At 67.9% G+C, this 13,718-nt stretch carries 11 protein-coding genes; 5 read left to right on the top strand and 6 right to left on the bottom strand.

The features are described 5' to 3' along the window. Nucleotides 1-40: 40 nt before the first annotated feature. Entirely contained in the window at nucleotides 41-1,297 is a 1,257-nt protein-coding gene (locus J2753_RS11220; protein WP_209492146.1) for a tripartite tricarboxylate transporter permease, read from the top strand. Here the strand turns inward: J2753_RS11220 and J2753_RS11215 are convergent. The 6 genes from J2753_RS11215 to gltB all read right to left on the bottom strand — a co-directional run bounded on the left by J2753_RS11215 (nucleotide 1,294) and on the right by gltB (nucleotide 9,403). After that, on the bottom strand, nucleotides 1,294-2,238 hold the full coding sequence (locus J2753_RS11215) for a metal-dependent hydrolase (protein ID WP_209492145.1): 945 nt from the start codon (nucleotides 2,236-2,238) through the stop codon (nucleotides 1,294-1,296). The two genes, J2753_RS11220 and J2753_RS11215, sit on opposite strands and share 4 nt — an antisense overlap. A 69-nt stretch (nucleotides 2,239-2,307) precedes the next feature. After that, on the bottom strand, nucleotides 2,308-2,892 hold the full coding sequence (locus J2753_RS11210) for a mechanosensitive ion channel domain-containing protein (RefSeq protein WP_209492144.1): 585 nt from the start codon (nucleotides 2,890-2,892) through the stop codon (nucleotides 2,308-2,310). Between the two features lie 132 nt (nucleotides 2,893-3,024). Beyond that, nucleotides 3,025-3,336 carry a DUF7116 family protein gene (locus J2753_RS11205; protein WP_209492143.1) on the bottom strand — a complete coding sequence of 104 codons (312 nt, stop codon included), beginning with the start codon at nucleotides 3,334-3,336 and terminating at the stop codon, nucleotides 3,025-3,027. Between the two features lie 195 nt (nucleotides 3,337-3,531). Then, nucleotides 3,532-4,017, bottom strand: coding sequence for a hypothetical protein (locus J2753_RS11200; RefSeq protein ID WP_209492142.1), 486 nt, complete (start codon nucleotides 4,015-4,017; stop codon nucleotides 3,532-3,534). Continuing rightward, nucleotides 4,004-4,675: a nucleotidyltransferase domain-containing protein gene (locus J2753_RS11195; protein WP_245334610.1), complete on the bottom strand. Its 672-nt coding sequence runs from the start codon at nucleotides 4,673-4,675 to the stop codon at nucleotides 4,004-4,006. Before J2753_RS11195 ends, J2753_RS11200 begins: the two co-directional genes overlap by 14 nt. A gap of 141 nt (nucleotides 4,676-4,816) precedes the next feature. Continuing rightward, nucleotides 4,817-9,403, bottom strand: a complete 4,587-nt coding sequence (gltB, locus tag J2753_RS11190) for a glutamate synthase large subunit (RefSeq protein WP_209492141.1) — start codon at nucleotides 9,401-9,403, stop codon at nucleotides 4,817-4,819. Nucleotides 9,404-9,538: 135 nt separating this feature from the next. Between gltB and J2753_RS11185 the strand changes: the two genes are divergently transcribed. The 4 genes from J2753_RS11185 to J2753_RS11170 all read left to right on the top strand — a co-directional run bounded on the left by J2753_RS11185 (nucleotide 9,539) and on the right by J2753_RS11170 (nucleotide 13,681). Further along, nucleotides 9,539-9,715 (top strand): hypothetical protein, encoded by a 177-nt coding sequence (locus J2753_RS11185; RefSeq protein WP_209492140.1) that lies wholly within the window; start codon nucleotides 9,539-9,541, stop codon nucleotides 9,713-9,715. Between the two features lie 311 nt (nucleotides 9,716-10,026). Then, on the top strand, nucleotides 10,027-11,682 hold the full coding sequence (thsB, locus tag J2753_RS11180; RefSeq protein ID WP_209492139.1) for a thermosome subunit beta: 1,656 nt from the start codon (nucleotides 10,027-10,029) through the stop codon (nucleotides 11,680-11,682). Between the two features lie 573 nt (nucleotides 11,683-12,255). Next, the gene (locus J2753_RS11175) at nucleotides 12,256-13,146 is read left to right on the top strand and encodes a hypothetical protein (protein ID WP_209492138.1); all 891 of its coding nucleotides are present in this window, start codon (nucleotides 12,256-12,258) and stop codon (nucleotides 13,144-13,146) included. Between the two features lie 46 nt (nucleotides 13,147-13,192). Then, entirely contained in the window at nucleotides 13,193-13,681 is a 489-nt protein-coding gene (locus J2753_RS11170; protein WP_209492137.1) for a DUF7109 family protein, read from the top strand. The last annotated feature ends 37 nt before the right edge of the window (nucleotides 13,682-13,718 follow it).

Genomic DNA, 13,718 nt, shown 5'->3' with positions numbered 1-13,718 from the left:
GGCCCGGATGTGGCCCAGCCCGACTCGGTTCCCTGCCGAAATGGCGACGCTCGAGTCGGTCGCCGGCGTCCCGCTCGGCCCGCAGGTCGACCCAGAACTGCTTCTCCCGGTCGCCGCCGCGACGCTCGCTGGCTGTCTGCTCGGCACCTGCTCGGGGCTGGTGCCCGGCCTCCACGCCAACAACTTCGCGCTCCTGCTCGCCGGCGCCGCGCCCCACGTCGCTGTCGACCCGCTCGTCCTCGGCGCGGCGATGCTCGCGGCCGGCGTCGTCCATACGTTCCTCGACATCGTTCCCTCGCTCGCGCTGGGCGTCCCCGACGGCGCAATGGCGGCCGCCGCGCTCCCCGGGCATCGACTCGTCCTCCGCGGGAGGGGCCGCGAAGCACTCCGACTCTCCGCACTCGGCTCGGGCGCCGCAGTCGCTATCGCCACGCCGCTCGCGTTCCCGGCCACGGTGGCGATGCGCCGGCTCGCACCCACGCTGACGGCGTGGTTCCCGCTCGTGGCTGCCGCGGTGCTCGCGCTCCTGCTCCTGACTGAACCGTCCCACAGCGCCCGGATCGCCGGCCTGCTCGCGTTCGCACTCGCAACTGCGCTGGGCGCCGCCGTCCTCGGCCTCTCGCTCTCGGGCCCGCTCGCGGGCGGGGTGCTCGCACCGCTGTTCGGCGGCCTGTTCGGCGCGCCCGTGCTCCTCGACGCCCTCGACGGCGGCGGCGTGCCCGAGCAGGCCGACGCGAAACTGGCGATCCCACCCCTCGACTTGGGTATCTCGGCCGCGGCGGGCGGGCTCTCTGGCGCCGCGGTGGGCTATCTCCCGGGCGTCTCGGCCGGTGTCGCGGCCACCGTCTCGCTCCCCGCGGTCCCGGCCCGGAGCGACCTCCGGGGGTTCGTCGTCGCCACCAGCGGTGCGAACAGTTCGACCGCCATCTTCGCGCTGTTCGCGCTCGTGGCGCTCGGATCACCCCGCTCGGGCGTGCTCGTGGCCGTCGACGACGCCGGGACGCCGCTGGCGCTCACGGTGCTGCTCCCCGCAGTGATCGTCGCCGCGGCAGTCGGGTTCGTCCTGGTCGGCGTCCTCGGTGACGCCGCGTTCCGGACAGTTTCCCGACTCGATCAGCGACGGCTGGCGCTCGCGGTGCTGGGACTCCTGATCGTTCTCTCGGCCCTGTTCGCCGGCCTCGCAGGAATTGCGGTGTTCGCGCTGGCGACGCTGGTCGGGTTGATCGCGGTCAGGATCGGCGCGCGGCGCGTCTACCTCATGGGGGTGTTGCTCGGCCCACTAGCGTTGGGGCTCTAGAGCGACACGTACGCGGCGGCGTAGGCGATGCCGGCGACAGTCACGGCCGCGAGTCCCGTCAGCGCGGCGCCGACGGCGCCGGGGCGTTCGATCCGTGCGTCGAGGAGGCGGAACCGCGGGACAGCCCCGACCATCCCCACGGCGAGCACCGAGAGCACGAACGGGTAGGAGAACTCGAGCGTCGGCGCGGGGATGGCCAGCGCGGCCAGCGCGTAGCCGACGCCGACGACCGCCCGGAGGTCGATAGCGGCCCGGACCGACCGCTCCAGCAAGTAGACGGCGACGAGCAGGCCGGCCCAGATAGCGACGAGTTCGACGCCGAAGGCGCCCAGCAGGTGGAGCGTCGGGTCAGCGGAGAGCGCGACGCGCTCGGTCACCAGCGGCGCCGAGAACGGGTAGAGGAAGGCTGGCGGCTCACCTGTCGCGAGGTCGCCGAAGGGGTGCGAAACGAGGCCGACGAGGGCGACGGCGAACGTCGCCCGGGAATCGGCGGGGGCGTAGCGGTCCGCCCCCTCGGCGACGGCGACGGCGGCGACGATGAAGACGGCCATCACGACGCCGCCGAGCGCGCCGCTGACGACTGTCGCGACCACGCCGAGCCCAGCGCCGAGCAGGGCGGCGACGGCGAGCCACCCCCGAGCGTCGGTCTGCCGGCCGTGGAGCCACGCGGCCGCGAGCGCGGCGGCGACGGGCGCGACGACCAGCGAGTGGGTGATGGTGCGGTGGACGGCCGTGCTGGCCGCCCAGAACGAACTCACGGTGCCCATCACGCCGCCGGTGGCGCTCGCGAGGCCGACCAGCGCGTACACCATGTCCACATCGGGCACGGTGGCGAACGCTGCGGCGACCAGGCCCAGTTTGAGGCCTGCCTCGCGGTCGCGGAGCAGCGCGGCTCCGCCACCGACGAGCGCGAACGCGAGCATCGCGTGGCCGACGAACATTGCCAGAACTTCGCGACTGCCGGTCATAAGTCTCTCGCCCGGCCGTGCGCCGGGCTCGCACGCCCCGGCTCAGTCCTCGCTCTCGCCCGTAGGCTCCCGGGCGGGTTCCGCCGCCCCTTCTTCGAGTTTGGTCCACTTCTTCTCGATTTCGGCGTTGCCCCGGACGACGGTGTCGTCGCTCTCGTCGACGAACCGGGTCTTGCGGAGTTCGATTGACTCGACCGTCCCCGTTACGTCGCCGGCTTTCACGCGGTCACCCGGCATGAAATCGGGGTCGCGCAGGAGGTAGACGCCGGCGACGGCGTCGGCGATCATGCTCGACAGCGAGTAGGAGACCCCCAGCGCGAGGAAGCCGGCCGCGGTGCCCATCGAGGTCGCGATCTCGTCGAGACCGATGATCGAGAGGAACGAAAGCGCGATCCCGAACCAGAGGAACGCGGCGACGATGGCGCCGATGAACCGGCGGTAGACCGTCGACTCGTCGGAGAACGCCCGTTTGAGGGCGACGCCGACGAGCAGCATGACGATCTTCGCGAAGATCGCGGCGAGGACGAGGAAGATCAGCCCCGAGAGAAGCTTGGGGATCGCGGCGGCGATGTTGCCGACGAACTGGTCGATCCCCTCCTCGACGACGCCGAACTGGAGCGGTTGCATACGCGAAGCGTCGATCCTCAGTCGTAAAAAGGTGGCAGCGGCGGCAGGTCGCGAATCTGCTTACGCACGATCACGGCAATAGGGTCCGATGTCGGGCCACGGAGGGCCCGACAGGTCGCGAGCCGTGATCGGCTATGCTGCTCTGTGAACTTCGTGATTCCCGTCGTCGTCGACGCCGATGATCGCCCACTCGCCCTCGGGCGACTGTTCGCTGAGCCGTTCGTCGAGTTCGTCCACGCAGTCGGTCCACGTCACGAGGCATTCGAGGCCATACTCCCCGTCGAGCGATCCCGGCCGGGCCGCATCCTCCGCGCAGAGTGTGCGTACCCGGACGGATCGCCACTTCCGCTGGGCGATGAACTCCGGCCCGTCGCCGGAGATCGCGTAGCCGAGGCGTTCGAAGACGCTCCGTGCTTCGTCGTTCGGTGGAACCGTGCGCGCCATGCACGTGAGCAATGGGTGGCAACCGTGTTAAGTGTGTGGGGAGTTACCACGGTTGTGTTCCGATACGGACGAGAAGTGGGTGGCGCAGCTCCTCCGGCTATGGTCGTTCCGAGTCGGGCAATTCACTCGTGTCGTTGAACTCGGCTACAAGGTAACGCCTGCTAACAAACCGGAGAAGGGGTCTAAACGAACTGATCAGCAGATACACTCGTGTCGTACCTGACTTCTGTTGACCAGGGTATGATGGATCTTCGAGGCAAGTTCGTGCATCGCCTTCGCTTGTGCTTCGGTGGCAGTCCCGAGTCTGTAGTACGTCTTTGTTCGGTTCTGGTTCCACAGTTCAGCGAGTCGCGTACCGAACGCCTCGTTATACAGGCCAACTTCGGAGCCCCGCTGGTACAGTCGCCGGTGACTACTAATCACCTCGGAGGGTTCCATTGCGCCATCGTGAATAAGTCGGAACTGGATCGACCGTTCTACTGCGACGAACGACGATTCAATGACGACGGTGAAGTAGCCGTCGTCGAGCAAGCGAGAAGCAGCCGCCAACAGCCGACAGGCCCGGCGGAGTTGGACTAGTTCAGCTTCTTCGACATCGAGCCCCGCTTCGATGTTCTCCGGTGATCGCTCAAAGCTGCGCTCGGCTGCGTCCAACGCATCTCCAGCGTCACTGCTCTCCATCAGAGAACACCCCCGCACGAATGTCGGACAGTTCGTCCGATCCCATGATGGTGATGCCGTCTTCGAACTGTTCGCGGAGTCGGTCACCGATCCGTTTCGCGCTATCCGTTGATTCGACCAGTGTCTCGAACTCGAACCGGTCGCCGTCGAACTTCGTCTCTTCCAGATCGCTCACAATATCTTGGACGGTACTGCGTGCCTGCGTCCGGTCGGCAGTAACGAACAGGAGGAGGTCGATGTCGCTCGCCCGGTCGGCCTCACCACGGGCAACGCTGCCGAAGAGAACGATCCCGATTAACTCCGAGATCTCGTTCTCGGCCCGTTCAACGAATGCACGAACCGGTTTCTGAAACTCTGTCTGCGGGATCGAAAGCACTGGATCTGATTTCCGCAGCCGGCCACGATTGACACTAACGTACTGTTTTCGTCCGTCTCTCCGAGTCTGAATCGGCCCGAGTTTTTTCAAGAGCGAAACGGCTTTCGAGACGGTTGCCTGATTCGCATCGATCATCTCTGCAAGTTGGTTGACGGTAAACTCCTTGTAGGGTTCCTCAACGAGGAGGGCGAGAACGTCTTGCATCGCCTGATACCGGAAGACACGCTCCTCCGGAAACGGATACTCCAGAGCAATTTTCGTCCTCTCGTTCCTATTGGGCATACTATTCCTATTAGGAATACATCGTGGTAAAACCCGGGCTCTGTTGAAACCCGCAATCTGACGTAGTGGCTGAAGGTGAGTACGTTCGGGTGCCGTAACCCCCTCCAACGCTACTCCCGTATAAGGCTTAGAACGACACCGTCAATCGCCCGTCGACGCCGAACGCGGCGGTTCAGCGGGAACCTCCCCGTCGGTGGCTGCCGGCGGGCTGTCGCGTGCGTCCTCGCGACCCTCCTCCCGGATCACCCGGCTGTAGGCGTCGGGCATCACCTTCGTGAACTCCGTCAGCGTCGCCTCCCAGTCAGCGAGCAGTTCGCGGCCGCGCGCGCTGTCGGTGTGGGCGACGTGATTCTCCACGAGGCGGCGGAGCACGCGCTCGTCCTTCTCGCTCAGGCCCGAGAGCGTCACCATTCCGGTGTTCGCCCGGCGCTCGAGATCGCCGTCCGGGTCGTGGACGTAGGCGACGCCGCCGGACATCCCCGCGGCGAAGTTCGTCCCCGTCTCGCCCAGCACGGCGACGATGCCGCCGGTCATGTACTCACAGCCGTGGTCGCCGACACCCTCGACGACGGCGGTGGCGCCGGAGTTCCGCACCGCGAAGCGCTCGCCGGCCATCCCCTCGACGTACAGTTCGCCGTCGGTCGCGCCGTACAGCGCGACGTTCCCCGCGAGCACGTTCTCCGAGGGGACGAACCCGGCGTCGTCGGGCGTCCGGACCACGAGTCGGCCGCCGGAGAGCCCCTTGCCGACGTAGTCGTTGGCGGCGCCGGTCAGCCCCAGCGTGACCCCCTGCTTGGCGAACGCGCCGAACGACTGGCCCGCGGTGCCCGTGAGTTCGGCTCGGATCGAGTCCTCCGGGAGCCCCTCCAGCCCGGCCCGCTCGACGATTTCGCTGGAGAGCAACGTCCCGACCGCGCGGTCGGCGTTGGTCACCTCGCGGTCGAGGTGGACCGCTCGGCCGTTCTCGAGTGCTGGCTCGGCGGCGTCGATCAGGTCGCGGTCGTAGTGGTTCTCGACGCCCGGATGGGACTGCTCGCGTACCTTGCGGCGCGGGCCCGGGCCCGGATCGGCGAGGATCGGCGACAGATCGAGCTGGCTGGCCCGCGGATGGTCGGTCTCGCGCTGGCTCAGGATCTCCGGGCGGCCGACCATCTCGTCGACCTCGGTGAACCCCAACTCGGCCATGATCTCCCGAAGCTGTTTGGCGATGAACGTCACGTAGTTCACCACGTGCTCGGGTTCGCCCGGGAAGCGATCCCGGAGGTCCGGATCCTGCGTCGCGACGCCGACCGGACAGGTGTTCTCGTGGCACTGGCGAGCCATCACGCAGCCGGAGGTGACGAGCGAGGCGGTGCCGAACACGTACTCCTCCGCGCCCAGCGCGGCGGCGACGGCGACATCGCGGCCGGTCTTGAAGCCGCCGTCAACGCTGACCCGGATGCGGTCGCGCATCCCGGTCTGCCGGAGGAACTGATTGGCTTCGGCGAGCCCCAACTCCCACGGCAGGCCGGCGTTCTTGATCGAGGTTTTCGGCGACGCGCCGGTGCCGCCGTCGTGGCCCGAGATGTGGAGCACGTCGGCGTTGGCTTTGGCGACGCCGGCGGCGATGGTGCCGATGCCGTCCTCCGAGACCAGTTTCACGTTCACGTCGGCGTCGGGGTTGGCCGACTTCAGGTCGAAGATCAGCTGTTTCAGGTCCTCGATGGAGTAGATGTCGTGCAGCGGCGGCGGCGAGATGAGGCCCACCCCGGGCGTCGCGTAGCGCACGTGGGCGATCATCTCGTTGACCTTGCTCCCCGGAAGGTGGCCGCCCTCGCCGGGCTTGGAGCCTTGGGCCATCTTGATCTGGATCTCGTCGGCGTCCCGCAGGTAGTCGGCGGTGACCCCGAAGCGGCCCGAGGCGACCTGCTTGACCGAGCAGGAGCGCTCAGTGTCGAACCGTTCGGGTGGCTCGCCGCCCTCGCCCGTGTTCGCTTTCCCGCCGACGCGGTTCATCGCTTTGGCGTTGTTCTCGTGGGCCTCGGGCGAGAGGCTGCCGAGGCTCATCGCGGCCGTCGAGAAGCGCTCGACGATGGACTCGATGGACTCCACGTCCTCGATATCGACGGGGTCGCGGTCGCTGTCGAACTCCAGCAGGCCGCGCAGGCTCTCGGGCGGGTCGTCGCCGCCCTCGACGAGGTCGACGAACTCCTCGTAGATCCCGTAGTCGCCCTGCCGCACCGCCTGCTGGATCGTCCCGACCGTCTTGCGGTTCCAGCCGTGGCGAATCCCGCCCGTCCGGCTCTCGTACTCGCCTTGGCGCTCGAGGCCCGGACCGTCGCCGCCGTCGCCGAAGCCGCCCGCGTGGCGCCCGCGGAGGTCGTCCTCGATCTGGTCGAGCGTGATCCCGCCGGTCCGGATGCGGGTGCTCTCGAAGTACTCGGCGATCAGGTCGTCGTCGAGCCCCACGGCCTCGAACACCTGGGCGCCCTGGTAGCTCTCGACCGTCGAGATGCCCATCTTGGCCATCGTCTTGAGCAGGCCGTCCTCCAGCGCCTCGATGTAGGCCGCGACGGCTTCGTCGACCTCGGCGCCGTCGGGGCCGGCGACGACGTCCTCGATGGTCTCGTAGGCGAGGTAGGGGTTCACCGCGTCCGCGCCGTAGCCGACCAGCGTCGCGAGATGGTGGACCTCGCGCGGATCGCCCGACTCGACGACGAGGCCGGCGTGGTTCCGCAGGCCGTTCCGGACCAGCGAGTGGTGGACCGCGCCGGTCGCGAGCAGGCCCGGAATCGCCAGCCGATCCGAGCCCACGAGGCGGTCCGAGAGCACGACGATGTCGGCGCCGTTCTCGATGGCTGCGGTCGCGTCGGCCCGGAGGTCTTCGACGGCCGTTTCGAGGTCGATTTCGGGGTCGAACGTGGTGTCGACGATGGTGCTCGTGAGCCCCTCGTCGTCGCCGTCGCCGCCGTCGCCGCCGTCGCCGCCCTCGCCGCCCTCGCCGCCATCGCCGCTCTCGCCGCCGCCGAGGTCCCGGATACGCTGAGTAGTGTCGTCAGTCAGGACCGGCGAGTCGAGCACCAGTTGGCGGGCGTGTTCGGGCGTCTCGTCCAGCAGATTGCGCTGGTGGCCGACTCGAGTCTCGAGCGAGGTCACGAGCTCCTCGCGGATGTAGTCGATCGGCGGGTTCGAGACCTGCGCGAACAGCTGTTTGAAGTAGCTAAAGAGCGGGCGCTCGTGGTCCGAGAGCACCGAGATGGGCGTGTCGTCGCCCATCGATCCGACGGGATCCTTGCCGTCGCGGGCCATCGGCTCGATCATGTGGTCGATACTGTCGTGGGTGTAGCCGAACGCGGCCTGTCGGGGGCGGAGCGGGTCGGCGTCGCTCCGGGGGTCGAAGGCGTCGCGCTCGGGCAGGCGGCGCTGCTCCTGTTCGACCCACTCGGCGTACTTCTCGTCGGCGAGGTCCGCGAACACCTCGTCGTCGGGGACGACGCGGCCCTCCTCGGGGTCGGCGACGAGCAGTTGGCCCGGCGAGAGGCGTTCGCGCTGCTCGATGTCGGCGGGATCGGTGTCCAGCGCGCCGACCTCCGAGGACATGATCAGCCGTCCCTCGCTGGTCACGTCGTAGCGACAGGGGCGGAGACCGTTGCGATCCAGCGCGGCGGCGACCTTCTCGCCGTCGGTGGCGACGACGAGTGCGGGGCCGTCCCACGGCTCGATCAGGCTGGCGTGGTAGTCGTAGAACGCGGTGCGTTCCGGGCTCATCTCCTCGTCGCCGCGGTAGGCTTCGGGGATGAGCATCCGGAGCGCGTGTTCGACACTGCGACCCATGCTGGTGAGCAGTTCGAGCGTGTTGTCGACGCTCGCGGTGTCTGACTGCTCGGGGTCGTCGACGATGGGCTTCAGGCGCTCGAGGTCGTCGCCGAACGCGGGGTCCGCGAGGTCGGTCTCGCGGGCGCGCATCCAGTTGACGTTCCCCTGAATCGTGTTGAACTCGCCGTTGTGGATGATCCCCCTGTAGGGGTGGGCGAGATGCCACGCGCCGAGCGTGTTGGTCGAGAAGCGCGCGTGCACGAGCGCGATGGCGGACTCGATGCGCTCGTCCTGCAGATCCGGGTAGTAGCCGGGGAGCTGTTCGCTAGTGAGGAGACCCTTGTAGACGACGCGCTTGCGGTCGAGCGAGGGGATGTAGAAGCGCTCGGCGCCGGCGGGGTCGTCGTCCTCGACGGCGTGTTCGACCTCCTTGCGCGCGACGTAGAGCGCGCGGTCGAACGCCTCGGTGTCGAGGCCGTCCGGCGCGACGAACACCTGCCAGACGTCGGGTTCGGCTTCGAGCGCCGTCTCGCCTAGTTCGCTGTTGTCGGTGGGGACGTCGCGCCACGCGAGCGTCTCGATGTCGTTGGCCGCGAGTCCGGCCTCGAAGCGCTCCATCAGGCCCGCGCGGGCGTCGGCGTCGTCGGGCATGAACACGGTCCCGACCGCGTACGTCTCCGGCAGGTCGGCGTCGACGACGGCGTCGAAGAAGGCGTCCGGGCGCTGGATCATGATGCCCGCGCCATCCCCCGTATCGGGATCGGCGCCGGTCGCGCCGCGGTGTTCGAGGTTGCCCAGTAGCTCCAGTGCGTCCGCGACGGTCCGATGCGACGCGCCGCTCTCGAGGTCGACGACCGCGCCGACCCCGCAGTTCGCCCGCGTGTCGCTGGGGTCACCGAGCCCGTGATGATCGTCCGTGACAAGCTTTGTCATGGTTGTATCATGCGAACAACCCACAGTTTATTACTCTGTCCCTCGTAGCACCCCGAACTTTCGTGAAGAACCGCCGTAGCGACCCGCATACCCCCGAAACGTTCATAGGTATGTGGGGGCTTGCCATGGTTGGAGATGCCAGATACGAAAAGTGGTCGCGAACGGAAAGGGCGGAACAAACGCCGGCAGCTGGAAACCCGGCTCGCCTCCCGCGATGTGGAAGTCCGCGGCGAGTCCGGGGAGCTCCCCGAGCCCGACGCGGCCGATGCCGAGTATCTCGACCCGGAGGGAGGTGAGCCCACCGAAAACTGACCACCAGCCGAACGACCGACCTTTCTTTCTCCTCTTTCTCCCACCACTCGCCAGCGATTGCGCTCGCGGGCGAGTCCGCACGCCGTTGACGACACCTCGCTGGGGTAGTCGTCGACGTCGCGTCGCTGGTCCGTTCGCACATAAAGGACTGCAGCCCCGACTGTTTTGTGCCACGTTACACAAGCACATGGTTTTGCGGAATCGGTGCTCCATCCATCGGTTTTCATGATTCCACCGGCAATCGATGGTCTCCGGGCCGACCGGCGCCAGCGACAGATTTATATAGAACCACGGACAATCTTTGAGTACACATGAGTCAACGACAGCGAAGCGGCGGCCAGCCCATGATCATCATGGGGGAGGACTCCCAGCGAGTCAAGGACAAGGACGCACAGGAGTACAACATCTCCGCGGCCCGCGCAGTGGCCGAAGCCGTCCGATCCACGCTCGGCCCGAAAGGGATGGACAAGATGCTCGTCGACTCGATGGGCGACGTCACCATCACGAACGACGGCGTCACCATCCTCGAGGAGATGGACATCGACAACCCGACGGCCGAGATGATCGTCGAAGTCGCCGAGACCCAGGAGGAGGAGGCCGGCGACGGGACGACCACCGCTGTCGCCATCGCTGGCGAGCTGCTGAAAAACGCCGAGGACCTGCTCGAGCAGGACATCCACCCCACGGCCGTGATCAAGGGGTTCCACCTCGCAAGCGAGCAGGCCCGCGAGGAGGTCGCGGACATCTCGCGTGACGTCGACCCGAGCGACACCGACCTGCTGGCGAGCGTCGCCGAGACGTCGATGACCGGCAAGGGCGCGGAGTTCGACAAGGAGCATCTCGCCGAGCTCATCATCGAGGCCGTCGAGGCCGTCACCGTCGAGGCCGAGGACGGCAGCCACGTCGTCGACCTCGCGAACCTCAAGATCGAGACCCAGAAGGGCCGTGCGGTCTCCGAGAGCGACCTGCTCAACGGCGCGGTCGTCTCGAAGGACCCGGTCCACGACAACATGCCCAGCGAACTCGAGGACGCCGACACGCTCCTCCTCGACGCCGCCATCGAGGTCGAGGAGGCCGGCGTCGACACCAACGTCTCCATCGACTCGCCGGATCAGCTCCAGTCGTTCCTCGACCAGGAGGAGCAGGAGCTTCGCGAGAAGGTCGACGCCATCGCCGCCACCGGCGCGGACGTGGTGTTCTGCCAGAAGGGTATCGACGACCTCGCCCAGCACTACCTCGCCAAGGAGGGCATCCTCGCGGTCCGCCGCGTGAAGTCCTCGGATATCGGCTTCCTGAAGAACGTGCTCGGCGGCTCCGTCGCTTCCAACTTCGAGGACCTCTCCAGCGCCGACCTCGGCCACGGCTCCATCCGCCGTGACGAGGGCGACGAGCTGTTCTACGTCGAGGGCGAGGACTCCCACGGCGTGACGCTCCTGCTGCGCGGCTCCACCGACCACGTCGTCGACGAGCTCGAGCGCGGCGTCTCCGACGCGCTCGATGTCGTCGCGACTACCGTCTCGGACGGCCGCGTGGTCGCCGGCGGCGGCGCCATCGAGGTCGAACTCGCCAGCCGCCTGCGCGAGTTCGCCGACAGCGTCTCCGGCCGCGAGCAGCTGGCCGTCGAGGCGTTTGCGGACTCGCTCGAACTCGTCCCCCGCGTGCTCGCCGAGAACGCCGGGCTGGACTCCATCGACACGCTGGTCGACCTGCGCGCGGCCCACGAGGCCGGCGACGAGACCGCGGGGCTGAACGTGTTCAGCAGCGAGGTCGAGGACACCTACGAGGCTGGCGTCGTCGAGCCGGCCCACTCGAAGGAGCAGGCGCTCTCCAGCGCCACCGAGGCCGCGAACCTCGTGCTCAAAATCGACGACATCATCGCGGCCGGCGACCTGTCGACCTCGGGCGACGAGGAGCAGGGCGGCGCCGGCGGCATGGGCGGTATGGGTGGCATGGGCGGCGCGATGTAAGCGAGGCGGGAAAACTCGCCTCCGACGAGGCAAACCGCCTCGATATCGAGCGGGGAGCGCTTCGCGCGACCCGCGAGATGGAGTTAGGAGACTAACTTCACAGCCGTCCCCACCGCCCCACGAACCGCTCCGTTGACTGCCGATTCTCCCGTTTTTCGTTCCCGGTAGCCGTTCGCTTCGCTCGCGGATACTGCTCAAGGGTTTTCTCACCGCGAACAGAGCGGGGCCGAAGGCCCCGCAGGCAGCACGGGCGACGCACGGGTCGCCCGTGCGACGAAGTGAGCGGGCCAAGGAGGCCCCGATAGTTCCCGCGAACGGAGTGAGCGGGAGCACGAGAGAGCTTCGCTCTCTCGGAGGGGCCGACGCAGGCTTTTGTCGCCAGAAATCGAAGATTTCTGGCTGCTAACCAGAAGCCTCCGGCTTCTGGTGATGTCGACGAGAGCAAGCTCTCGTCTACCAACCGGAACGCGAAGCGTTCCGGTGATGGTCGAGCTTTTGCAAGGGCCCTCCGGGGCCCGCAGCAAAAGGTCGGTCCGCAGAAAGCACTTACCCCGAACGACCGAACGTCGACTGATGCCCTCCAGACGAACGTATCTCGCGACCCTCGCAGCCGCGGGGCTCGCCGGCTGTGTCGGCGAGACGCCCGGAACGGGAACCGACTCGGAATCGCCGCCGACGACCACCGCACCCGGAACCGCGGCCCCGTCGAACGTCATCGTCGAGGCCGCCGCCGTCCAGTACGCCTACCGCCACATCGAGCAGGTCGACTGGAACGGCATCCGGGCCGCGGACGGCCAGTTCGTGTTCGTCACCGTCGACGTCGCAGAGCCACGCTCTGCGGGCAACCAGAACGCAACGCGTTCTGGTGAGGCCCGGCCGGCGGACTCGGCGCCCGCGAAGTCCGCGTTCACGCTCGTCGCCGATGGAGAGTCGTACGCGCCAATCGAACCCGAGTACGGCTACCTTGTCGACCTCGCCGTCCCCGGCAGCCAGTACTGGCCCGAGAACGAGGACGCGGAACCCCGAGGTTGGCTCGTCTTCGGGATACCCGCCGAACTCGATTCGGCGCCGACGCTTCGGCTCGACCGCGACCCCGCGCCGGCAGAGTGGGCCCTCGACGTCGACCTCGCAACGTCGCCCCCGCCCGCGTGGGAGTGGTCCGTCGACACTCCCGAGACGGTTGCGCCGGACACGACGTTCGACATCGCGATCACTGCCGAGAACGTCGGCGACGGGCCCGGCACCTTCCGCGGCGCGGTGAACTTCTCGTACCCGCTCTACAGGCCGAAAGGGTTCGATATCGCCCTCGATCCCGGCGAATCGGGCACCGAGAGCGTCGAGGCGTCGACGGAGGATGCTGATCCGGGGCAGGAGATCGACTACGGCATCCGAACCCCCGCTGGGCAGGGATCGGTCTCGGTCACCATCGAGTCCGACTCCTCCAGCGGCAACGAGTCGGCCTGAGCAGAGACCCCGCGCGCTTTTGCCGGCCGGCGTCCCACTCCGGGGCATGGAGGAGGCCACCCACGACGAACTCGCCGGCGTCGTCGACCTGTTCGAGGCGCTGACCCGCGAGGAACTGAAGCAGGCGCTGGTCGAACTCGCCTATCGTCGCGGCGCCGACGTGCGCGACGAGGTCGTCGCCGAGGCCGTCGCGGAGGCGGTCCGGGAGTACTACCTCGTGGCGCTCCCGGCGTCGGCAGTCGATGGCGACGTCGATGCGGAGGAGGCGCTGGTCGTCGGCCCCGTCGCGTTCCCGATGCTGCCCGCCGAGGGGGAAGACCTGCCCCACATCCTCGATATTTCTGATCGCGCTGTCGACCACGCCGCCGCGGCCGAGCACGTGGCCGAGCGCCTGCGCGAGGAGGCCGAGACGGCTGTCGCGGAGGGAAACGAGGACCGCGCATCCATGCTCGTCGACGTGACCTACGACGCGGAGGCGTGGGGCTCGGTCGATCTCGCGGAAACACGGGAGCGGCTGCTCGGCCTCGTGGACTGAGGCCGACGAAGCGTTTTTAGCCGGCTGGCGCCCTCTC

Source organism: Halolamina salifodinae (assembly GCF_017874235.1).
In the GTDB taxonomy this organism is placed as follows: domain Archaea; phylum Halobacteriota; class Halobacteria; order Halobacteriales; family Haloferacaceae; genus Halolamina; species Halolamina salifodinae.
This window is presented reverse-complemented; position numbering and strand designations above follow the sequence as displayed.

Bases quoted from the DNA above. Each gene is read 5' to 3' on its own strand.
- thsB (WP_209492139.1), top strand. From the start codon at position 10,027: ATGAGTCAACGACAGCGAAGCGGCGGCCAGCCCATGATCATCATGGGG.
- J2753_RS11195 (WP_245334610.1), bottom strand. From the start codon at position 4,675: ATGCCCAATAGGAACGAGAGGACGAAAATTGCTCTGGAGTATCCGTTT.
- J2753_RS11215 (WP_209492145.1), bottom strand. From the start codon at position 2,238: ATGTTCGTCGGCCACGCGATGCTCGCGTTCGCGCTCGTCGGTGGCGGA.
- J2753_RS11205 (WP_209492143.1), bottom strand. From the start codon at position 3,336: ATGGCGCGCACGGTTCCACCGAACGACGAAGCACGGAGCGTCTTCGAA.
- J2753_RS11210 (WP_209492144.1), bottom strand. From the start codon at position 2,892: ATGCAACCGCTCCAGTTCGGCGTCGTCGAGGAGGGGATCGACCAGTTC.
- J2753_RS11220 (WP_209492146.1), top strand. From the start codon at position 41: ATGGCGACGCTCGAGTCGGTCGCCGGCGTCCCGCTCGGCCCGCAGGTC.
- J2753_RS11185 (WP_209492140.1), top strand. From the start codon at position 9,539: ATGCCAGATACGAAAAGTGGTCGCGAACGGAAAGGGCGGAACAAACGC.
- gltB (WP_209492141.1), bottom strand. From the start codon at position 9,403: ATGACAAAGCTTGTCACGGACGATCATCACGGGCTCGGTGACCCCAGC.
- J2753_RS11175 (WP_209492138.1), top strand. From the start codon at position 12,256: ATGCCCTCCAGACGAACGTATCTCGCGACCCTCGCAGCCGCGGGGCTC.
- J2753_RS11200 (WP_209492142.1), bottom strand. From the start codon at position 4,017: ATGGAGAGCAGTGACGCTGGAGATGCGTTGGACGCAGCCGAGCGCAGC.
- J2753_RS11170 (WP_209492137.1), top strand. From the start codon at position 13,193: ATGGAGGAGGCCACCCACGACGAACTCGCCGGCGTCGTCGACCTGTTC.